Raw genomic sequence first — 19689 nt, 5'->3', positions numbered from 1 at the left:
GATCCTGTCGGCGCCGTGAACGTCAGCGAGGAGGGAACCCGATCGACGTGAGGTAATTGCTCACGAACGTCGCGAAGCCGCCCACGGAGTTCAGGTAGATCTCGCGCTGCAGATCGGCTGTGGGTCGCAGGGAATCCACGAACGCCACGATGGCGTACTGAAGATCGAAATTCATGGGAAGAGCTCCTTCGAGTCGAACTCACCGGGTACGTCCGACCCCGTCCGGTGATGCCGCTCACAGCATAACCCGGCACCGAGCCCGGTTCGGACCCGCACACCGTCCCCGGGCAGACACTGGGGGCCGTCACACGATCCCCGCGAACAGGTCGGTCTCGCGCCCCGACGAGTCGACCGGTCCGAGATCGCCGCGGACGAGGATGTACTGCTCGTCCTCGAGGACTGGCTGCGCGATGTCGTTCGACAGGGCGTAGACCCGACCGGACTCCGCGACGGTGACCTGAGTTCGGTGCGCGCGCAACGCGAGTCGTTTGAGATCGAGCACCGGGCGGACGTCGACGGACGTGGTGATCGTGTCGTCGGGCACGCTCGGCAGCTCGCCCTCGACAGGCATGCGCCACTGCTGGGGGACGTCGCCGAGGTCGCTCAGGCCTGCGGTCAACTGATGCAGACCGGTGACCGTCCAGTACATCTTGTCCACCGACCAGGCCGGCCCCGTCTCGGCGAACCGGGCAGGGTCCTCCGCCGCCTCGACGGCCAGTCCAGCCAGCCGGTGCACCTGCATGTGGTCCGGGTGGCCGTAGCCGCCCTCGGGGTCGTAGGCCACGAGGACCTGCGGGCGAACGTCACGGATGACCTCGACCATCGCGCCGACGGCCTCGTCCGGGTCGGCGTTGACGAAGGCACGCGGGTGGCGTGCCGCGGGGGTTCCGGCCATGCCCGAGTCGCGCCAGTGCCCGGCACCGCCGAGAAACCGCGGCGGCCGGCATCCGAGCGCCTCGAGCGCCACGGTCAGCTCGTGGATGCGGTACCCGCCCAACTGATCCGCGCGATCCGCGACCAGTCCGGCCCACGTCTCCCCGATCACCTCACCCTCCTCGCCGAGCGAGCAGGTCAGGACCGTCACGTCCACGCCCGCCCGCACGGCGCGGGCGATGGTGCCGCCGGTGGTGATGGTCTCGTCGTCGGGGTGCGCATGGACGACCAGCATCCGGGGCCGCTCCGTCACGGCGTCACCCGCATCCAGTCGTCCGCGTCCCCGAAGACACCGAGTTCGACGGGCCCCGCGAGCGTCGCGCCGCTCACGCCGGGACCGACGGCGACGACGGAACTGTCCTGCGCGATGGGGAGCACGGTGTGCAGGTTCCACAGCTGCGGCTGCGCCGCGATGACGGCCTCGGTCGGGTTCACGTCGCCTCTCAGGCTCTGGTCCATCACCGGCTCGAGCGACGGATCGCAGACTCCGGACAGGTTGCTCGCCGCCACCGGGTCGGCGTCGGAATCGGGTGCCGTCGTCGTCGACGTCGCGAGATCGGTTGCTGCACATCCGTAGCGCGACGACCAGGCGGTGGCCACATCGGTACCCACGTGGCTCCACCCGACGACGGCGTCGACCGTGCCCTCGAGCAGCGCGGTGCCGTACAACTCCTCCGGATCGGTGGGAGCGACGCTGGCGTCGACGCCCGCGTCGCGGAGTTGATCGGCGGCCGTGTTGGCCACCGCGACCGCGACCGCGTCGTTCTCGGGAGCGCCGATCACGACGGTCAGCGCGCGCGTGGTACCCGGCACCGGCGTCGTCGTCGCGGTGGGTTGGCCCGAGGTGGGAGCCAGGGCCGGCGGCAGCGGCACCGGAACGAATCCCGCGTCGGCGAGCAGCTGCAGTGCCTCGTCCCGCGGGAGAGTCTGCGGAGCCGTGGGGACGTAGCCGGGCTGGGACGGCGAGAGAACCTGCGCGCGAACGGTGTTCGCGGCCGTGCCGGTACCCGACGCGACGGTGGACAGCAGGTCCACGTCCAGCAGACCCATGACGCCGCGGCGCACGTCGGCGTCCGCGAGTTCCGGCACCCGGCCGTTCAACGTCAGTTCGAGGGTCCGCGAACGGAACCGGGTGTCCGTGCGGACGTTGGGGATGGCGCCCAGTTGCGCCAGTGTCGCCGAACCGCCACGCACCTCGGCGATCTGGGCGTCACCGGAGCGCATCGAGTCGGCGAGCTGGGCGTCGCTGCCCCCGCGTCGGAGGAGGATCTGATCGGGCGTGGAGGGTGACCCCCAGTAGCGGTCGTTGCGCTCGAGCAGGATCTCGTCGCGGCCACGATCGATCGACTCGATGCGGAAGTGTCCGCCGGAGACGGACACGTTGTCGCGCAGTCCGCGCTCGAAGCCGCCCAGCGAGTCCTTGAGCAGATGGGAGGGCAACAGATTCTCGAAGAGCTCGCGCCACGCAGGGTACGGCGTCGCCATCGTGACGGTGACGGTCTTGCCGCCGTCCGAGGACGCGATGTCGTCGATCGCCTCGTAGCCTGCGGGATCCACCACGCCGGGCGCGTCGATCATCTGTTGCCACAGGTAGCGGAAGTCCTCGGCCGCGATGGGCGCACCGTCCGACCACTGCGACTCGTTGCGCAGCCGGTAGGTGATGGTGAACGGGGCCTGCGACGTCACCTCGGCCGACAGCACCAGCGACGCGTCGGGCAGCCACTCGACTCCTGTCCCCACCGACGCGGGGCGGAAGGGGCTGGGGAACACCAGCGTGGACACCGCGGTGTTCGCGGGCGACTGGTCGGCCAGCAGGTGCGGGTTGAATCCCGTACCGACGTCGTCGATGGCCACCACGACCGGATTACCCGTGGCCGCCGGCGCTGCGGGAGGCGTCGTCGTGGCCGTCTCGGTGCTCTGGATCGGCGGCGGCGGATCGGCCGTGCACGCGGACAGCGCGAGCAGGGCAGCGGCCAGCGCCGCACCCACCCGCGCCACCGACATGATTACAGAGCAGCCTTGTCACGCGACTTGCTGCGCGAACGCTCACGCGCACGCTCGTTCGAGTCGAGGTGCACCTTGCGCACGCGGACGACCTCCGGCGTGACCTCGACGCACTCGTCGCCGGCACAGAACTCCATCGCCATCTCGAGGTCGAGCTTCTTCGGCTTGGCGAGGGTCTCCATCACGTCGGCGGAGGACTGACGCATGTTGGTCAGCTTCTTCTCGCGGGTGACGTTGATGTCGAGGTCCTCCTGGCGGGGGTTGATGCCCACGACCATGCCCTCGTAGGTGTCCGCACCGGGCTCGACGAAGAACGTGCCGCGGTCGGCCAGCTGGATCATGGCGAACGGGGTGACGCTGCCCTGACGGTCCGAGACGAGCGAGCCGGTGTGGCGCGCGCGGATCTCGCCGGCCCACGGTGCGTAACCGTGGAAGACCGCGTTGGCGATGCCGGTGCCGCGCGTGTCGGTGAGGAAGTCCGTACGGAAGCCGATGAGACCGCGCGAGGGGACGATGAACTCCATACGAACCCAGCCTGCGCCGTGGTTCGTCATCTGGACCATCTTGCCCTTACGGGCGGCGAGCAGCTGCGTGACGCCGCCGAGGTACTCCTCGGGAGTGTCGATGGTGAGCTCCTCGAAGGGCTCGTGCAGCTTGCCGTCGACCTGGCGGGTGACCACCTGCGGCTTGCCGACGGTGAGCTCGAAGCCTTCGCGGCGCATCTGCTCGACCAGAATGGCGAGCGCGAGCTCGCCACGACCCTGGACCTCCCACGCATCGGGGCGACCGATGTCGAGGACCTTGAGCGAGACGTTGCCGATGAGCTCCTGGTCCAGACGCGACTTGACCATGCGGGCGGTCAGCTTGTGGCCGCTCACGCGTCCCACCAGGGGGCTCGTGTTGGTACCGATGGTCACCGAGATGGCCGGCTGATCGACGGTGATGCGCGGCAGGGCGACCGGGTTCTCGAGGTCGGCCAGCGTGTCACCGATCATGATGTCCGGGAAGCCGGCGACGGCGACGATGTCACCGGCGACACCCTTCTGACCGGGAACGCGCTCGACACCGATGGTGGTGAGCAACTCGGTGATCTTGGCCTTCTGGACGACGGGCTCGCCGTCGACCTCGCGCATCCAGCTCACGGTCTGACCCTTGTTGAGCTCACCGTTGTGAATGCGGACCAGGGCGAGACGGCCCAGGAAGGCGGAGGCGTCGAGGTTGGTGACGTGAGCCTGCAGCGGCGCCTCGACGTTGCCCTTCGGTGCCGGGATGTAGCTGAGCAGGATCTCGAACAGCTCGTCGAGGTTCTCCGCGTCGGGAGCGTGTCCGTTCTCCGGCTGCTTCGTCGACGCCTTGCCCTCACGGCCGGAGGCGTACAGGACGGGGAGGTCGAGGGCCAGCTCGGCAGCCTCGGAGGCCTCGTCGTCGAGGTCCGACGCCAGGTCGAGGAGCAGGTCGTGGCTCTCGGAGACGACCTCCTCGATGCGCGCGTCGGGACGGTCGGTCTTGTTGACCACGAGAATGACGGGCAGCGACGCGGCGAGCGCCTTGCGGAGCACGAAGCGCGTCTGCGGCAGCGGGCCCTCGGAGGCGTCGACGAGCAGCACGACACCGTCGACCATGGACAGGCCGCGCTCGACCTCGCCACCGAAGTCGGCGTGGCCGGGGGTGTCGATCACGTTGATGACGGTGGTGCTGCCGTCGGCGTTGCGCTTGTGCACGGCCGTGTTCTTGGCCAGGATCGTGATGCCCTTCTCCTTCTCCAGGTCACCCGAGTCCATCACGCGGTCGATGGCCTCGGCGCGTTCCTCGAAGGCACCGGACTGGCGCAGCATCGCGTCGACGAGCGTGGTCTTGCCGTGGTCGACGTGCGCGACGATGGCGACGTTGCGGAAGGTGGTGGGTACGGTCTGACTGGCGGTGGGGCTGGTCACGCGTGAAATCTCCTGGGTCGAATGCGGGGTGAAGAGCGAGCGGCTTCCTCTCCCAGAGAGCGCGCTGCGTCGCCGACGAGAAGCGCGACCGGATCAGTTTACTCGGTCGGCTCGGGTGACGGCGGTCACGCAGGCCGGGACGGTCGGCACGGGCTCCACCTCAGGGTACCCTCACCCGATGTCCTCGGCATCGAAGGTCGCTCGCGGCAAGGCCAAGAAGAAGTGCTGCCGCAGCAAGACTCGCTGTCTGACGTGTCCGGTGGTGATCATGCGGATGAAGAAACTGGAACAAGCAGGTGTCACGGGCAAGGACCTGAAGAAGGGTCTGAAGAAAGCCCGCGCGGCCTGACTACAGCAGCGCCGCGAGATCCGGCAGCCACGCGGCGTCCGCCGGCACCAGATCGACTCCGTGCAGATCCGCCGCGTCGACCCAGCGGAGGGCTTCGTGCTCGAGCGCCGTCGCCGTCCCGGAGAACCGTGTGACCGCGTAGGCGCGCAGTGTCAGCGACGCCGAGAGTGCGACGTCGACACCGACGGGCTCGCCGACGGTCACCTCGATACCCAGTTCCTCGCGCAGTTCCCGGACCAGTGCGTCCTCGGGGGTCTCGCCGGGGTCGACCTTGCCGCCGGGCAGTTCCCAGAGTCCCGCCAGTTCCGGTGGGAAGGCGCGACGCGCGAGCAGCAGGCGCCCGTTCTCGACGAGGGCGCCCGCGACCACCAGCGCGGGCTCGGGAACTGGCACCATCGCAGTATGGCCGACTTGCTGAACGACACGGAGATCGACGACGCACTCACCCGCCTGACCGACTGGCAGCGAGACGGGGACACCCTGGTCCGCACCGTCGAGTCGGCGAGCTTCCTCAAGGCGATCGACCTCGTCCGGCGCGTCGCGGAGGAGGCAGAATCGGCGGACCATCATCCGGACATCGACGTCCGATGGCGGTCGGTGACCTACCGGCTGTCGACGCACTCCGCGGGTGGACTCACCGGGAAGGACGTCCTGCTCGCGGCCGCGATCGACCGCCTGGCGAGGTGACGCGGCGGCCCACCACCGCGATCCAGACGAACAGTGCCAGGGTGCCGACGGCGTAGACCGATCCCGCCAGAGCGAGTGGCCACGGGCGCGAGATGTCCCAGATGGACGGTTGTTCGAAGCTGAGGATCCACGGCACGCCGATCAGGGTGACCACGAGCCAGTACCCCGCGAGCACGCGCGCTCCCGGCGCGCCCGACAACGGACCGTGCATCAGCCAGATCGACATGGGCACCACCCAGACCCAGTGGTGGGACCAGGAGATCGGCGAGATCATCAGGCCCACGAACGAGACGACGACGAGCGTCCCCAGGCGATCGTCGCGTGCCAGCGTCCGCCAGGCCAGGAATGCCGCGGCCAGCACCACGGCCGCCGCGACCAGCCACACCGGCCCCTGGCCGACGTCCTGCCCGGCCACGCGTGACAGCGCTCCGCGCAGGGACTGGTTCCACACCGAGCCGACGGGACCGATCCGGTCCGCGTCGCCCAGCAGGGTGGTGAAGTACGTCGTCGCGGCGGACCCCACGAGCAGGAAGCTGATCGCGACCGTCGCCGCGAAGGCGACGGCGGAGAACGCGGCGGCCGCCCACCGACGCTGCGCCAGGAAGTAGAGGCCGGTGATGGCGGGGGTGAGCTTGACGCCTGCCGCGACGCCGACCAGGGCACCCGACAGCCACCAGCGGGCGCTGCGGGCCGCGAGCATCGCCAGCAGAACCAGGAACACGTTGACCTGGCCGTAGTCCAGGGTGGTGCGCATCGACTCGGTCCACAGGCCCACCGTCGTCCAGAGCAACGCCGCCCGATGTCCGGACCAGAGGCCCGACCCGACCATGCCCTGTGCGAGCCGGACCACCGCGTACAGCGCGGCGATCGTGGCGATCATCCAGGCAGCGCCCACCACCGGGAACGGCAGGAAATGCAGCGGATAGAACACGAGCGCGGCGAACGGTGGGTACGTGAAGGGCAGGGGGAAGTCGGGAGTCTCCTCCGAGTAGGTGAAGTCGTAGAGGTCGCCGCTGAACAGGCGGGCCGAACCGTCGACGTACACGTGGAGATCGACCCAGTTGCTGCCGTTGGGGGTGGCGACGGTCCACACCACACGCAGGATCAGCGAGATCACGAACAGGGCCGGTGCTGCTGCCAGCAACGTGCGCCCGGCCGATCGCCGTACTTCACTCACGAGTGTTCTTCCGATCGACGGGGGTCGAAGCCAGAGCGCAGCCTATCCGCACCGTGCGACGTGACTCTTCTGCACCACGGAGCCGCCGCGTTGTCACGCGACACGGCTCACAGCAGTAACGATCGCATCACTGTTCACTCTGACAACACCAGACACTCTATTAACAGACTACCGTTCGAATCGGAGCGAGCGACACGGGTCGATCGACCGGTGAGCTGCTGTACAACCGTCACTCCGTGTACATAGAGTGACCCCGCGCCCGACTGCCTCGCACGGCGGTGACGGGCAGATAGTGCATCGTGGGTCGCCTCGGATCGGTTCGAGGCGGCCGGAGGAGAAACGGGGACATCATGCGGGACATCGGGACAACGGGAACGCGCGTCGCAGCGCGACGTGTTCTGGGCGGAGTGGCCGTCGCCGCCGCCTGCGCCTTCGTCGCACCCGCTGCGGCAGGCGCGGCACCCGCCCCCGTCCTGCCGCTGCCCGCCGAGGTTCCGGTGGTGCCGGGCTACGAGGCACTGGCCGCCCTGGCCCCCACCCTGCTCGACGCCGCGGAGCGCGACGCAGCGTCGCCGCAGAGCGATCTGCTGGTGCGCGCGAAGGCGCTGCTGGCCACGGCCCCGCTGTCGGAACAGGCGAAGCGCATCCTCACCAGCATCATCACGTTCCTCGACGGCAGCGGTGGTGGCGGCCCCGAGATCCCCGAGAACGGCCCGGTCATCTCGCAGTTCTTCTACCCCACCGTCGGCAAGGGCTGCATCTCGGCCACGGCCGACTCCGTCGCGAGCGCGCTCGCGGTACCCGGCCCGGCACAGTTGCCGCCTCCCGGACCCGCAGCCGGTCAGGCCGGCTTCGTCTTCACGGCACTCGGCACCGCACCGCTCGCCGACGTGCAGGCAGCGCCGCTGACGGCAAACTGGGTCAACGTCGACACGGGTCGCACCGGAGCGACCGTGCTCACGGGTGCCGCGGGGATCAACCCCGACGGCCCGGCCACGCTCTCGGCACTCGCGGACACCGGGACCGGTCGCGTCCTGGCCGCCGTCTCCGGGTCGATCAGCACCGAGGCCGGCATCACGTGCAGCTTCCTGCCGACCATCGGCGCCTTCGTCGTCTGACGATCGGGACGAGACCGGCGTTCAGGAACCGAACGCGGTCGAGATCTGGGTGTAGATCGCTCCGGCGATCGCGTACAGGTAATCGATGAACTCCATGATGGTGCCTCTCCGTAGTTGTGACTGCTGTGACAGGTGTGTCGTGAGAGGTCGCCGCCGCGTTACGCGGACAGGCTCCACTGCCCGTAGTCCTCGCGCAGCACGGTGTTGACGTCCACACCCACTCCGTCGATCGCTCGCTTGTCGATCTCGATCTGATGCAGGTGGGCAGCCGGGTTCACGTAGCCCTTCGGCGTCCCCCAGTTGTGCTGCCAGTACCAGGCACCGAGTCCCGCTGCCGCCGCGAGGTCGATGGTCGGCGAGTTGGCGTACACGCCCGTGTTCTCGGCCCCGACCACCGACTGCCAGCCGAGCAGGTACGGCGCGATCATCGCGGCGAACTCGACCGCGGTCGGGTTGTCGTCGATCGACGCGTAGATGGGCCGGTCCGCCGGTCCGCCTGCCTCCGTGTGCAATTCGAGGCCGCGCGTCGCGTGCTTCACGCCGGCGGCGAATCCGCCACGCCAGTCGGCCGTCGCCCCCTTGCCGAACTGGTAGCACGACACCACCTGGAGACCGGCCGCGGTGAGCTCGTCCGCCTCGGCGGCGGTCATCGGCTTGCCCGTCATCCAGGCGGCACCGGGTCGACGGTCCGAGACGTAGCGGATGGCGCCCAGATGGCCGGCGGCGGCGATGGCGGAGGCAGACGGCACTCCCCCGGCGTAGTCGACGATCGTGCCCAACGCTGCGGGTGCTGCGGGCGCGGCAGAGGCGACGCCGCGAGCGGCGACACCGGTGACCCCGACCGCGACGGAACCGGCGGCGGCATAGCGGAACAATTGACGACGCGACACGTGCACTGGGGTCTACCTCTCGATTCGCCCGGCGCGCCTTCCTCGACATGACGGCCCGGGCTGGTAACTTCTCACGATTTCCGGCGCTATTGCACCACAGACCTCAGGGACCCCGCTAGTCCCGTGAGTCCCCTCGTCCCCAGCGATCAGTACCACTGCGTCCAGAACCGCGTGAGCACGCCGCCGCTCTGGGCCCACCCCGCGGGGACGCCGGACAGCTCGTACAGGGAGTACACCGCGTCGAAGAAGACGCGGTTGACCTGCGGCACGAACAGCAGGGCCACCACGATGAGAACCCCGTAGGGCCCGATCTGCGCGAACGACCGCCGCGCACCGGGCGACAGGTAGGGCTCGATCGCCCCGAAACCGTCCAGGCCCGGCATCGGGATCAGGTTCAGCACCACGGCGACCACCTGCAGGAAGGCGAGGAAGCTCATGCCGAACCAGAAGGAGGCGTGCTCGCTGCCCGGTGCCCACACCGCGACGATCGCCAGAAGGATCACCGCGAGAACGAGATTGGCGAACGGGCCGGCCAGGGACACCGTCGTCCGCTGCCGCCTGGTCATACCGCTGGTGTTCAGCCACACGGCGCCGCCCGGCAGACCGATCCCGCCCAGCGCGACGAAGATCAGCGGCAGCACGATCGACAGTCCGGGCACCGTGTACTTCAGGGGGTTCAGCGTGAGATAGCCGCGCGCGGCGGTGTCGTGATCACCGAAGCGCCAGGCCGTCACCGCGTGGGCGAACTCGTGGAGACACAGGGACACCACCCATCCACCGATGACGAGGACGAAGACACCGGCATACGACAGGACGTCGCCCGGCCTGGTCGAGTTCCAGGCCAGAACACCGCCGATCACGGCGACGGCGACGACCGCGAGGAAGACGGGGCTGGGTCGTACCGACGTGGACAGTGCCATGTCAGCAGCGTAGGCGGGTCACCTGAGCGCTTCCCGCACTCGATCGACGGCCTCCCGCAGGCAGTCGGTGTACGCGTCGGCGTCCATGACGTCGTCGCTCGTCACGATCGAGAGGGTCACCACGTCGCCGATGCCGTGCACTCCGTGCGTGACGCCGACCGTCGGCGAGAGGGCCGGGAACCCGGCGCTCAGCACGACGGGCCGACCGCTCAGCGTGAGGTCGGCGACGCCTCGATTCACACTGGAGACCACCGTGTGACCCGCCACCGTCGTCTGCGCCACCGACAGGTCGGCGCGGTCGACGTCGCGCCGGACGATCACCGCGGGAACGGTCTCCGTCGCACGATCGCCGACCCCGAACGCGGGGTGTTCCAGCCGTCTTCGCCGATCTCGCAGGGAGTCGTCGATCGCCCGTGCCCGAGCGCGGAGATCCTGCACGGACGGGTGCAGATCCACCCCCGCGTTGTGAAAAGCGTTGGCAGCAGCGGTGGTTCGACTATCCCCCGGTATGGCGATCATGACCTCGGCCCCGAGGTCGTCCGGAACCGGCTCGCCCAGGGACGCGAGATGCCGACTCATCGCGTCCGACACCACGACGAGCGCGGCCACGGTGACACTGACGGTGTCGGTGCGGAGGTCCGACGCCGGGCACACCACGCACCGGATGCGGGTGGTTCCGCCTGCCGGGCGGGACAGCAGCGTCGGCGCTCGGGGAAGCGGCGGGCCGGGGATGACGCCGGCCGCCGTGTCGGCCGTGCGCCGACGATCGGCCACCACCGCCTCACGTGCCCGACGCACCATGCCGATCACCCGTGCGGGAAGCTCGACGGCACCACGCGCGACCGCGAGGGGCGCCGGCACCACCACCGTGCGCACCGCCGCTGACGGCTCGTCCGACAGCAACGCGCGAGCCAGCGCCGACACCCGCCCGCCGTCCCCGAGTGCGTGCGCGATCTGCAGGACGAGCACCGTCGCCGACCCCGTCGTGCCGGGCACCCCGTCGACGCACGGGTACAGATGCACGCGCCACGGCTCGCGGCGCGGCTCGACCTGATCCCCGAAGGTCTCCGCCACCCGGTCGAGGCAGTCCTGCCACGTCCCGCCGGCGTGGACGCGGACCCGGTCGCGGGTCACCCCCGTGGGCACCCAGTAGGGGTAGTCGGCCGTCCACCGCGTTTCGCGCAGACGGACTGCCAGCCCGTCTACCAGGCCCGCCCTACGTACAAGGTCCGCGGCGGCGGCCTCCGGGTCGTCGAGCGCACCGTCGAACGCGTAGAGCAGGAACTGGTCGCTTGGCAGGCGCCGCGACAGCCAGTACATGCGGGCGTCGGTGGCCGTGAGCCGACCGGTCACGTCAACGGTCCTGCTGCTCCGCCTGCAACTTCAGCGCGGCGAGTCCCTTCTCGAAGTCCCTGCCGATGAACCTGTCCATCGGCACGATCCTGCCGACGAGACGCGCGACGAGGTTCTGCTGTCCCGTCATCCGCCACGTCACCTCGGTGCCGCTTCCTGCCGGCGACAGCAGGAAGATGGTCACGTTCGTGGCCTTGAACGGTTTCCTGAACAGCAGATCGAGCACGACACGATCGTCCGTCGAATCCACGACGGTCATCGACCCGGCACCGGCCTTGCGATTACCCGACCAGGCGTAGGACGCCCCGACCCCGGACTCCGAGCCGCTGTAGGTGCGGGACAGATCGGGGTCGCTGCCCTCCCACGGCGACCAGGACGTCCACCGGTGCAGATCGTCGAGGAAACCGTGCACGGTCGACGCCGGAGCGTCGACGAGGACGGAACGTTCGATCACGAACTCGTGGACCCTGTCGGTGGTCATGGGGTGATGGTAGGGCGCAGCAGTCAGTCGCGCCTGCACAGGCAGAAGAGGTGACCGACGGGATCCTGCAACACGCGGAAACCCGGGTGTTCGCCGTCGTCGTCCAGCACGCGGGCACCCTGCTCCACAGCGAAGGCCTGCGCCGCCTCCATGTCGTCGACCACGAGATCGAGGTGGATGCGGATGCCCTCCCGAGGCCAGTACAGCGGGACGAAGTCGGGCGCCTTCTGGAAGGCCAGACGCGAGCCGCCGGTGCCCTCGATCACGGTCCAGTCGGGATCGTCCTGCACCACCTTCCACCCCAGCAGAGCGGTGTAGAAACGCCCGAGCGCCACCGGATCGGGACAGTCGAGAACCGTGTAGTCCATGTCGATCGTGGGTCGTGTCATGTCCGAATTCTAGCCAGGCGTGCCGATGCCCGAGAGACTTCCCGCTTGTCGGTACCCGGTCAGGACAACCCATTCCGCACCCTCGCGCCACGGTGCCACCGACCAGGTGGAGAAGCGCTGCACGGCCGTGAAGCCGGCCTCCCGGACGTCTCGTTCGGCCCGGTCGGCGGTGTACTCGCGGTCCGTCGCGAACCCCAGGATCACCACCCCGCCCGGGACCACCGCGTCGTGCCAGCGCCGGAGCACCGTCGACTCGGTGCCCGGGGCGAGGAAGACCATGACGTTGCCGGCAGCCACGATCGCGTCGAACGACTGCGGCTCCAGATCCATGGTCGCCAGGTCGCCCTCCACCACCGTGATGCCGTGCTGTCGACGCGCCTCCTCGACCAGGACCGAGTCGAGATCCACGGCGGTCACCGTGTGTCCGCGCCGCGCGAGTTCCGCGCCCAGTCGTCCGGTTCCGCATCCTGCGTCGAGGACACGCGCGGCTCGGGGCAGCACGGCGTCGACGAAGCGGGCCTCCCCGTGCATGTCCGCGCCCGACGCCTCCAGTTCCCGGAAGCGCGCGACGTAGGCGTGCGAGTCCTCGGCGCTGCGCTCGGCCGACCACCGCGTAGCGGTCACCGGTCGAGGTAGAAGCGCGCGGTCTCGGTCGCCACGTCGGACACCGCGGACGCCAGCCCGGGCTCGAGATCCAGGGCATCGGCGAGTTCGCTGCCGCGCAGCCCCTGCGAGCGCAGCAGGTCCCAGGCCTTCTCCACCAGACGTACCGACGTCGCGTGATCGAGTTCCGGCCGGTTCGAGCGCAGGGCCGTCGCCGCCCAGTCCGCGTCGAACGTGCCGTTGGGCGGACCGAACACCCGCTCCCCCGTGGAGTAGGGCTTCGGGTCGGTGCCACCGGCGTGTGTCATGCCCGTGACGCTATCCCCTGCCGGTAGCGGGCGCCGCGATGCTCGTCTTGTTCCCCGCCGACCAGGCGTAGGGCAGGTCATCGCCGTTGAGCAGGTGAGCACCCACCGAGCGCAATTTGTAGAGCACCGGGTTGTGCACGGAGATGGTGCGCGCGTTGCGCCAGTGCCGATCGAGGGCGAGGGTCTCCGACACGATCGATGCTCCGCCGACCTCGAACAAGTGGGTCGTCGCGTCCAGCACGAGGTCGACGACCACGGCCTGGGCGTGCGACGTGCTCAGCTCGGCCCGGTCGAGCGATGCGTCGTCGCCCACCTCGACGGCGCTCTCGACGTCCGCGGCCGCCGACAGGACCAGGGCGCGGGAGGACCAGGCGGCAGCTTCGAGCCGCCCGATGAGCTGCTGCACCACCGGATCGTGTCGCGGCAGGTCGGCGGCGGCGTGGGTGTAGCTGCGGGTGCGGGCGCGGACCCACGCGGTGATGTCGTCGGCGGCGCGGCGCGCGATGCCGGCCAGGACCGCGAGCTGGACCAGCTGCAGGTACGACGTCGCGTACGTGCGTCCGGGTGCGCCGTACCCCGGTCCGAGCAGGCGCGACTCGTCGACGGCGACGTCGGTGAACGTGGTGGTGCCGCTGACGGTGAGCCGCTGCCCGAAGCCGTCCCAGTCGTCACGCTGCACGACGCCGGGAGCGTCCGAGTCGACGAGCACGGACACCCGCTCGCCGTCGAGGTCGGCAGCGACCAGGATGTGGTCGGAGTAGAGACTGCCCGTGCTGTAGAACTTCTCGCCGTTCAGACGCAGACCGTCCGGGCCGCGCGTGACCGTCGTGCGGTAGTGGTCCACCGCCCCGACACCCGGCTCGGTGATCGCGTTGCCGACGAGAGTGCCGTCGGCGATCGCCCGCAGCCACGCGTCGCGGTCGGGTCCCGGTTCTGCCGCCACCTGGTCCTCGACGAAGCTCCAGTGCACGCGCAGCGCCTGCGGCAGATTCGACTCGGCGGCCGCGAGATCGACCAGCAGCGAGAACAACTGCGTCACCGAGGCGCCGGAGCCACCGTGCTCGACCGGCACGCGCAGTGCGCCGAAGCCGGCCTCGCGCAGCAGCGCGATCTCGTCGTGGGCGAGCCGTCTGTCCTTCTCGCGGGCCACCGCGCCCTCGGCGATGCGGTCGAAGACGGGCTGGAAGCGGGCGCGGAGGGCCTCGTCGGTCGCCGGGCCGTCGGTCACTCGGTCGTGTGTCGTCGTCACGGGAGACGAGACTGCTCGTCGGCGCCGTCGGCCGACACCGTTGGACTCGAGGAGATTCTTGCCACGCCCGCTGCCCGAGGCAGTACGGTGACCCGAACGGGGGGAACCATGGCGCTGTCGCGCAGCATGAATCGACTGATCGCGGGGCGGATCACACCGGAGATGGCGGCGGATCCGCACGCCGCCATCCTGCCGACCCCCATCGCCGACGACTCCTTCTTCGACACGCCTGATCACGACCTGTCACCGGGTGTCCTCGTGCGCCACCGCGATGCGACGGGATGGTTCCCGCGACCACGAACCCGCCTGCGCCAGTTCATGGTCGGCTCCACCGACGCTCTCGGTCGTCCGGTGCCCGTCACCGCCACGCTGATGGAACCGAGGAGGCCGTGGCGCGGGTCGGGTCCCCGGCCCGTGGTCGTGCACAACGTCGCGATCGACTCGCTCGGCACCCGGTCGACACCGTCGTATCGCATCGTCCACGGCGTCGGCCAGGACTTCCCCACGGTGGTTCCGCTCTGGCTTCAGCGCGGGTACGCGGTGCTGATTCCGGACCATCAGGGACCGCGTATGGCCTACGCCGAGGGGACCATGGCAGGGCACGCCGTGCTCGACAGCATCCGCGGACTCGTCGCGCTCGACTCGTCCTACGCGACGAGCCCGACCGCCCTCTACGGCTACAGCGGCGGTGCCATCGCGACGGCCTGGGCCGCGCAACTGCACCCCTCCTACGCGCCCGAGCTCGTCCTGCGCGGCGCCGTGGCTGGAGGATCACCGGTCGACGTCGGCTTGCTGCGCGGGACCATGAACGGCACTCTCGGAGCCGGCCTCTTCGGGGCGGCGATCATCGGCATGGCTCGCGAACACCCAGCCCTGGTCGAGCAGTTCAGCCCCACCGGCATCGTTCTCGCGTCGATGATCAAGGACCTGTCCGTCGTACCGCTGGCCTTGTCCGGGCTGGCGCGGTTGCGACTGGAACGGCTGTCCGTGGACCCGGGCGTGTTCGAGTCCGCCACCGCGCGCGCCGTCATCGAGGCGAACACTCCGGGGGCGGACGCGCCCGTCGTACCCGTGGCGTTCTATCACGGTGCTGCGGTGCCCCGGTTCGCCGATCGGTGGATCCCCGAGCAGGGCGTCCTGAACCTGGTCGACGCGTGGCGCGGACGCGGCGCGGACGTGGAGTACCGGCCTGTGTTCGGCGACCACTTCGTGGGCGCGCTGTCCGGTCTGCCGTTCGCGATGCGGTGGATCGACGCGAGGTTCCGGGACGGCTAGCCGTCCACCACCCACCAGGCGGCGTACGGCGGGAGCCAGACGGTGTCGTCGTCGACCGACCCGACGCCCGTCAGCACCTCCCGCGGAGCGACGATTCCCGAGCGGCCGAGGACGGACACCGCCACCGGGCGGTGTGTGTCGCTCACGTTGAACAGGGCGACGAGTGTGCCGCTCGGGTGCCGACGGCGGACACCCAGCACTCCGTCGTCCAGATCGCCCAGAACGTCGACCGGCGCCTCGGCATGCAGCATGGGCAGATCCGACCGCACGCGGGCGATGTGCGCGATGCCGTCGAACACCCGCTGCGCGTCGGAGCCCTGCTCGTGGCGTCGCGCCCTGTCGGCGTCGGTCACGCGCGGTCGGTGCACCCACCGGTTGTCGTCCTCGTGGCCGGGTTCCGCCGCCCAGTCGGGATCACCCGGCGAGCCGATCTCGTCCCCGCTCCACACCACGGGGATCCCGCCCCAGACCGCGACGAGGGCGTGGGCGAGGAACAGCCGGGCGAACGCGCCGTCCGGATCCCGTCGCTCCGCACCGAGGCCCGAGAGCGCCGCCGCCGTCCCGCTGATCCGACGGTCGCCTGTTTCCGGATTGTGTTGAAACACCAGACCTTCCGCCCACGACTGCGGGAACTCTCCGGAATACCAATCGGCGAGGAAGTGTCGGTGGCCGGCGCCGGACAGACCCATCGCGGCCGCGTCGCCGTCGTCGATCGCCCATCCGATGTCGTCGTGGCACCGCACGTACGTCACCCACGTCCCGCCGGGCGGAGTCGGTGGCAGTGTCGACAGGGCGTGGCGCGCCAGCTCGGTGCTGCCCGAGGCCAGCATCGACCACACCTGGACCATGAGGCTGTTGTGGTAAGCGATGTCGGACACCCGACCGGTGTGCGATCCGGTTCCCAAGTAGGGCAACAGATCTCGTGGTCCGACGATCGCCTCGGCCTTGAACAACAGCGCAGGCGAGGCCATGCGCGCCGTCGCCCGCAGGATCTGCGTGATCGCGTGCACCTCGGGCTGATTCTGACAGTTGGTTCCCAGCCGCTTCCACAGGAAGGCGATGGCGTCGAGACGGACCACCTCGATGCCCAGGTTCGCGAGAGCGGCGACGATGTCGACGAACTCGACCAGCACCGCGGGATTGGCCCAGTTCAGATCCCACTGCCACTCGTTGAAGGTCGTCCAGACCCAGCCGTCGACGCCGTCGTCCCACGTGAAGTTCCCCGGTGCAAAGTCGGGGAACACCTCGGGCAGCGTGCGCTCGTAGGCGTCGGGCGTCGACCTATCGGGATGGATGTGGAAGTAGTCGCGGTGGACTGCGTCGCCCTCTTGCGCCAGTTCCGCCCACTCGTGTTCGCGAGCAACGTGATTGAGGACCAGGTCGATCACGGGACTGATCCCGCGCTCGCGCAGGGTGGTGGCGAGCGCCCGCAGATCGTCGACCGTCCCGAGGTCCTCCCGCACCGTGCGGTAATCCATGACCGCGTACCCGCCGTCGTTGTCGCCCGGACGCGGCGTGAGCAGCGGCATCAGGTGCAGGTAGGTGACACCGAGATCCGTCAGGTGGTCCAGCCGATCCGCCAGACCGGACAGAGTGTCACCGAAACGGTCGACGTAACAGGCGTACCCGAACATGGTGGGCTGCTGGAACCAGTCCGGCTCCAGCAGACGCCGCTCGTCGAGCCGGTGCAGCTCGTCGGGCCGGTCCGCGAACGCGTGTGCCGCGCGCTCGACGAGGGTGCGCGCCACCGCATCGGGCTCCGCGTACAGGGCGGTGACGGCCTCGTGGAGATCGGGCCACCAGCGCTCGACACGGAGAGTGAAGGTGTCCCGCCGGTGCGGCGGGAGCGGGGCGAGTGCCGCACCGATGATGTCGTGGATCGCGTCGGGTACGGCGGTGCGCGGCATGGTCGGGATTCTTCCACGCCCGGCAGTGGGTAGCCTCGAACTGCAGCTCACACGATCAACGAGAGGACGACCGATGGTGAACTTCGGCGAGATCAAGCGCAAGCTCGACCAGAACGAGGAAAAGGTCGAACAGGCACTGGACAAAGCGGGCGACGCGGCCAAGAAGAAGTTCGCCGGGCACGACTCCCAGATCGACGGCGCGCTGGACAAGGCCAAGGACGCCATCGGCGAGAAGAACAGCGACCGCACCGACGGTCCTCCCGCCTAGTGGTCGCGGTGGGGAACTTTCTGACAGGAGTGCTGGACGAGGCGCTCGACCGGACGGTCGTGCCCGGCTACTCCCGTATCGGGTCGGCCGTCCGTCGTCGATTCTGGGCGGCCGATCCGGCCCCGTTCCCCGCCCCCATCGACGTGATCGTCACCGGCGGCAGCTCGGGTCTCGGCGCAGCTGCCGCCCGACAACTGGCCGTCCTCGGTGCGCGGGTGCACCTGGTCGGGCGTTCGGCGCGGCGGCTCGACGCCTCCGCGACCGAGATCCGCCACACCGTGCCCGGCGCCGAGCTCGTCGCGCACGAGTGCGACATGAGCGACCTCGATGCCGTGGCTGCGCTGGTCACCACACTGACCGCTCAGCTGACGTCGATCCACGCGGTGGTGCACTGCGCCGGCGTCATGCCGCCCGAGCGCACCGAGACGGCACAGAAGCACGAGATGGCCTTCGCGACCCACGTGCTCGGGCCCGTCGCGCTCACGGTCGGGCTACGCGAGCTGTTCGACGCGGGGTCCCGCGTGGTGTTCGTCTCCAGCGGCGGCATGTATCCGGTGCCGCTGCAGACCACCGACGTCGAGTTCGCTCACGGCGACTACTCGGGCCTCACCGCCTACGCCCGCACCAAGCGCATGCAGGTGGTGATCACCGAGCAACTGGCGGAGCGCCTCACCGGGCCCGACGATCCCGTCGTGCACAGCATGCACCCGGGGTGGGCGGCCACACCCGGTGTCACGGACTCCATTCCGATGTTCGGCTCGGTGATGAAACCCATCCTGCGCACCGCCGACGACGGAGCCGACACCATCGTGTGGCTCGCGGCCGCCGATCAGCCACTCGCATCCACGGGGATGTTCTGGCACGACAGACGACCGCGCCCCACGCACTACCCGTCCTGGCGGCGGGACTCGCCGGAGGCACGGGACGCACTGTGGGGCGCGGTCGTGGAGGCCACGGGTATCGACCTCGGCTGACGTCTCCGTCAGAGGAGATCGGTCAGGTTCGACACGATCGAGGACCAGACCCACGGTTGATTCCAGATCCAGAGCGAAAGCATGGCGGTAGTCCTCACTGCAGGGAACATCTGTCCCCGACAGTCAAGACGCGTCGTTGCAGGCGTGCACCTCGGACGGCGGATGTCGGTGACGAGTCACTGTCACGCTCGGTGCATCACGACATTCACGACGTTTCCGTCAGGAGCGCGCACGAGGAATCGTCGGACTCCCCACTCCTCCGTGGTGAGCGGATGCACGATCTCGTGACCGCGACGGACGGCCTCCTCGTACGCCGCATCGACGTCGTCGACGTGAACCGACATCGCCGACTCCACCGGACTCGTCGCATCTCGCGTCACCAGTTGTACGTGCGCACCGGTCTCCGGTGACGTGAAGCGGGCGACCCAACCGAGATCGAACTCCTCGACCGCGAGTCCCAGGAAATCGGTGTAGAACGACTTCGCCTCGGCGATGTCCTCGACCGGCAGGTTGGTGGTGATGCGCTCGACTCGCATGGTGCGCATTCTGCCCCTCTCGGCCTGTTCGTGTCGGTGCCCGCTGCTACCTTCGCACACATGTTCGAACAGGGGTGGGCGACGCGCGATCCGGAGGCCATGGGCCTACCCGGACACCTCGCCGATGTCACGGTCGACGGCGTCCTCGGCGCACTCACCCACGCCACCGCCGGCGCCGCGTACCTCGAATGGACCCGCTACCGGGCCGCGGCGGAACTGCACACCCGACTGGTCGCACCAATGGACACCGCCGACCGCCGCCGCTTCGACGCGACCACCCACTGTGCCGCTCGCATCGCCGCAGTCCTGTCGATCACCCCGGGGCGCAGGCGAG

General features: G+C 69.5%; 22 protein-coding genes. 6 read left to right on the top strand and 16 right to left on the bottom strand.

Annotated elements, in window-relative coordinates:
- Positions 1 to 22: 22 nt before the first annotated feature.
- The 4 genes from QRN16_RS17005 to typA all read right to left on the bottom strand — a co-directional run bounded on the left by QRN16_RS17005 (position 23) and on the right by typA (position 4871).
- The gene (locus QRN16_RS17005; protein WP_162246780.1) at positions 23 to 175 is read right to left on the bottom strand and encodes a glycoside hydrolase family 6 protein; all 153 of its coding nucleotides are present in this window, start codon (positions 173 to 175) and stop codon (positions 23 to 25) included.
- A gap of 129 nt (positions 176 to 304) precedes the next feature.
- Positions 305 to 1186: an N-acetyl-1-D-myo-inositol-2-amino-2-deoxy-alpha-D-glucopyranoside deacetylase gene (gene mshB / locus QRN16_RS17000; protein WP_285188415.1), complete on the bottom strand. Its 882-nt coding sequence runs from the start codon at positions 1184 to 1186 to the stop codon at positions 305 to 307.
- Positions 1183 to 2937 (bottom strand): ABC transporter family substrate-binding protein, encoded by a 1755-nt coding sequence (locus QRN16_RS16995; RefSeq protein WP_285188413.1) that lies wholly within the window; start codon positions 2935 to 2937, stop codon positions 1183 to 1185. The genes mshB and QRN16_RS16995 overlap by 4 nt, the downstream gene beginning before the upstream one ends.
- A gap of 2 nt (positions 2938 to 2939) precedes the next feature.
- Positions 2940 to 4871 carry a translational GTPase TypA gene (typA, locus tag QRN16_RS16990; RefSeq protein WP_037183854.1) on the bottom strand — a complete coding sequence of 644 codons (1932 nt, stop codon included), beginning with the start codon at positions 4869 to 4871 and terminating at the stop codon, positions 2940 to 2942.
- Between the two features lie 178 nt (positions 4872 to 5049).
- Here typA and QRN16_RS16985 point away from each other — a divergent pair, with 178 nt between their 5' ends.
- The gene (locus QRN16_RS16985; protein ID WP_204866762.1) at positions 5050 to 5220 is read left to right on the top strand and encodes a hypothetical protein; all 171 of its coding nucleotides are present in this window, start codon (positions 5050 to 5052) and stop codon (positions 5218 to 5220) included.
- On the opposite strand, the gene QRN16_RS16980 is transcribed toward QRN16_RS16985, so the two are convergent.
- On the bottom strand, positions 5221 to 5613 hold the full coding sequence (locus QRN16_RS16980) for a (deoxy)nucleoside triphosphate pyrophosphohydrolase (protein WP_269320087.1): 393 nt from the start codon (positions 5611 to 5613) through the stop codon (positions 5221 to 5223).
- Between the two features lie 9 nt (positions 5614 to 5622).
- On the opposite strand from QRN16_RS16980, the gene QRN16_RS16975 reads away from it, so the two are divergent.
- Complete coding sequence (locus QRN16_RS16975; protein ID WP_285188410.1) at positions 5623 to 5907, top strand: 4a-hydroxytetrahydrobiopterin dehydratase; 285 nt, start codon at positions 5623 to 5625, stop codon at positions 5905 to 5907.
- Here QRN16_RS16975 and QRN16_RS16970 read toward each other — a convergent pair.
- A complete protein-coding gene (locus QRN16_RS16970; protein WP_051612927.1) occupies positions 5855 to 7084 on the bottom strand; it encodes a mannosyltransferase in 1230 nt (409 codons plus the stop codon). The two genes, QRN16_RS16975 and QRN16_RS16970, sit on opposite strands and share 53 nt — an antisense overlap.
- A 350-nt stretch (positions 7085 to 7434) precedes the next feature.
- On the opposite strand from QRN16_RS16970, the gene QRN16_RS16965 reads away from it, so the two are divergent.
- Positions 7435 to 8202: an Rv1157c family protein gene (locus QRN16_RS16965; RefSeq protein WP_285188409.1), complete on the top strand. Its 768-nt coding sequence runs from the start codon at positions 7435 to 7437 to the stop codon at positions 8200 to 8202.
- Between the two features lie 158 nt (positions 8203 to 8360).
- Here QRN16_RS16965 and QRN16_RS16960 read toward each other — a convergent pair whose 3' ends face one another.
- The 8 genes from QRN16_RS16960 to QRN16_RS16925 all read right to left on the bottom strand — a co-directional run bounded on the left by QRN16_RS16960 (position 8361) and on the right by QRN16_RS16925 (position 14395).
- Positions 8361 to 9098, bottom strand: a complete 738-nt coding sequence (locus tag QRN16_RS16960) for a DUF1906 domain-containing protein (RefSeq protein ID WP_222627421.1) — start codon at positions 9096 to 9098, stop codon at positions 8361 to 8363.
- A 140-nt stretch (positions 9099 to 9238) separates the two neighbouring features.
- Entirely contained in the window at positions 9239 to 10012 is a 774-nt protein-coding gene (locus tag QRN16_RS16955) for a site-2 protease family protein (RefSeq protein ID WP_027503891.1), read from the bottom strand.
- Between the two features lie 18 nt (positions 10013 to 10030).
- A complete protein-coding gene (locus tag QRN16_RS16950; RefSeq protein WP_285188408.1) occupies positions 10031 to 11365 on the bottom strand; it encodes a wax ester/triacylglycerol synthase domain-containing protein in 1335 nt (444 codons plus the stop codon).
- 1 nt (position 11366) lies between these two features.
- Positions 11367 to 11846: an SRPBCC family protein gene (locus QRN16_RS16945; protein ID WP_285188407.1), complete on the bottom strand. Its 480-nt coding sequence runs from the start codon at positions 11844 to 11846 to the stop codon at positions 11367 to 11369.
- 23 nt (positions 11847 to 11869) lie between these two features.
- A complete protein-coding gene (locus QRN16_RS16940) occupies positions 11870 to 12235 on the bottom strand; it encodes a VOC family protein (RefSeq protein ID WP_027503894.1) in 366 nt (121 codons plus the stop codon).
- A gap of 9 nt (positions 12236 to 12244) precedes the next feature.
- Positions 12245 to 12859: a class I SAM-dependent methyltransferase gene (locus QRN16_RS16935; RefSeq protein ID WP_285188406.1), complete on the bottom strand. Its 615-nt coding sequence runs from the start codon at positions 12857 to 12859 to the stop codon at positions 12245 to 12247.
- Positions 12856 to 13146: a hypothetical protein gene (locus tag QRN16_RS16930; protein WP_027503896.1), complete on the bottom strand. Its 291-nt coding sequence runs from the start codon at positions 13144 to 13146 to the stop codon at positions 12856 to 12858. The genes QRN16_RS16935 and QRN16_RS16930 overlap by 4 nt, the downstream gene beginning before the upstream one ends.
- Positions 13147 to 13156: 10 nt before the next feature.
- On the bottom strand, positions 13157 to 14395 hold the full coding sequence (locus QRN16_RS16925) for an acyl-CoA dehydrogenase family protein (RefSeq protein ID WP_285188405.1): 1239 nt from the start codon (positions 14393 to 14395) through the stop codon (positions 13157 to 13159).
- A 108-nt stretch (positions 14396 to 14503) separates the two neighbouring features.
- Here QRN16_RS16925 and QRN16_RS16920 point away from each other — a divergent pair, with 108 nt between their 5' ends.
- On the top strand, positions 14504 to 15670 hold the full coding sequence (locus tag QRN16_RS16920) for a lipase family protein (protein ID WP_502944021.1): 1167 nt from the start codon (positions 14504 to 14506) through the stop codon (positions 15668 to 15670).
- Here QRN16_RS16920 and QRN16_RS16915 read toward each other — a convergent pair.
- Complete coding sequence (locus tag QRN16_RS16915; protein WP_285188403.1) at positions 15667 to 17577, bottom strand: alpha-amylase family protein; 1911 nt, start codon at positions 17575 to 17577, stop codon at positions 15667 to 15669. The two genes, QRN16_RS16920 and QRN16_RS16915, sit on opposite strands and share 4 nt — an antisense overlap.
- A 73-nt stretch (positions 17578 to 17650) precedes the next feature.
- Between QRN16_RS16915 and QRN16_RS16910 the strand changes: the two genes are divergently transcribed.
- A complete protein-coding gene (locus QRN16_RS16910) occupies positions 17651 to 17845 on the top strand; it encodes an antitoxin (RefSeq protein WP_037183861.1) in 195 nt (64 codons plus the stop codon).
- Between the two features lie 8 nt (positions 17846 to 17853).
- Positions 17854 to 18819, top strand: a complete 966-nt coding sequence (locus tag QRN16_RS16905; protein WP_285188402.1) for an SDR family NAD(P)-dependent oxidoreductase — start codon at positions 17854 to 17856, stop codon at positions 18817 to 18819.
- A 182-nt stretch (positions 18820 to 19001) separates the two neighbouring features.
- On the opposite strand, the gene QRN16_RS16900 is transcribed toward QRN16_RS16905, so the two are convergent.
- The gene (locus QRN16_RS16900) at positions 19002 to 19355 is read right to left on the bottom strand and encodes a VOC family protein (RefSeq protein ID WP_222638182.1); all 354 of its coding nucleotides are present in this window, start codon (positions 19353 to 19355) and stop codon (positions 19002 to 19004) included.
- Positions 19356 to 19689: the final 334 nt, after the last annotated feature.

The organism is Rhodococcus sp. MEB041, from assembly GCF_030208955.1.
Classification (GTDB): Bacteria; Actinomycetota; Actinomycetes; order Mycobacteriales; family Mycobacteriaceae; genus Rhodococcoides.
Note: the sequence above shows the minus strand (reverse complement) of the source record. Positions and strands in the feature narration are given on the sequence as shown.

Excerpts from the sequence above, each read along its gene's own strand:
- QRN16_RS16930 (WP_027503896.1), bottom strand. The coding sequence starts at position 13,146 with ATGACACACGCCGGTGGCACCGACCCGAAGCCCTACTCCACGGGGGAG.
- QRN16_RS16955 (WP_027503891.1), bottom strand. The coding sequence starts at position 10,012 with ATGGCACTGTCCACGTCGGTACGACCCAGCCCCGTCTTCCTCGCGGTC.
- QRN16_RS16945 (WP_285188407.1), bottom strand. The coding sequence starts at position 11,846 with ATGACCACCGACAGGGTCCACGAGTTCGTGATCGAACGTTCCGTCCTC.
- QRN16_RS17005 (WP_162246780.1), bottom strand. The coding sequence starts at position 175 with ATGAATTTCGATCTTCAGTACGCCATCGTGGCGTTCGTGGATTCCCTG.
- QRN16_RS16915 (WP_285188403.1), bottom strand. The coding sequence starts at position 17,577 with ATGCCGCGCACCGCCGTACCCGACGCGATCCACGACATCATCGGTGCG.
- QRN16_RS16965 (WP_285188409.1), top strand. The coding sequence starts at position 7,435 with ATGCGGGACATCGGGACAACGGGAACGCGCGTCGCAGCGCGACGTGTT.
- QRN16_RS16975 (WP_285188410.1), top strand. The coding sequence starts at position 5,623 with ATGGCCGACTTGCTGAACGACACGGAGATCGACGACGCACTCACCCGC.
- QRN16_RS16940 (WP_027503894.1), bottom strand. The coding sequence starts at position 12,235 with ATGACACGACCCACGATCGACATGGACTACACGGTTCTCGACTGTCCC.
- QRN16_RS16900 (WP_222638182.1), bottom strand. The coding sequence starts at position 19,355 with ATGCGAGTCGAGCGCATCACCACCAACCTGCCGGTCGAGGACATCGCC.
- QRN16_RS16920 (WP_502944021.1), top strand. The coding sequence starts at position 14,504 with ATGGCGCTGTCGCGCAGCATGAATCGACTGATCGCGGGGCGGATCACA.
- QRN16_RS16910 (WP_037183861.1), top strand. The coding sequence starts at position 17,651 with ATGGTGAACTTCGGCGAGATCAAGCGCAAGCTCGACCAGAACGAGGAA.
- QRN16_RS16995 (WP_285188413.1), bottom strand. The coding sequence starts at position 2,937 with ATGTCGGTGGCGCGGGTGGGTGCGGCGCTGGCCGCTGCCCTGCTCGCG.
- QRN16_RS16985 (WP_204866762.1), top strand. The coding sequence starts at position 5,050 with ATGTCCTCGGCATCGAAGGTCGCTCGCGGCAAGGCCAAGAAGAAGTGC.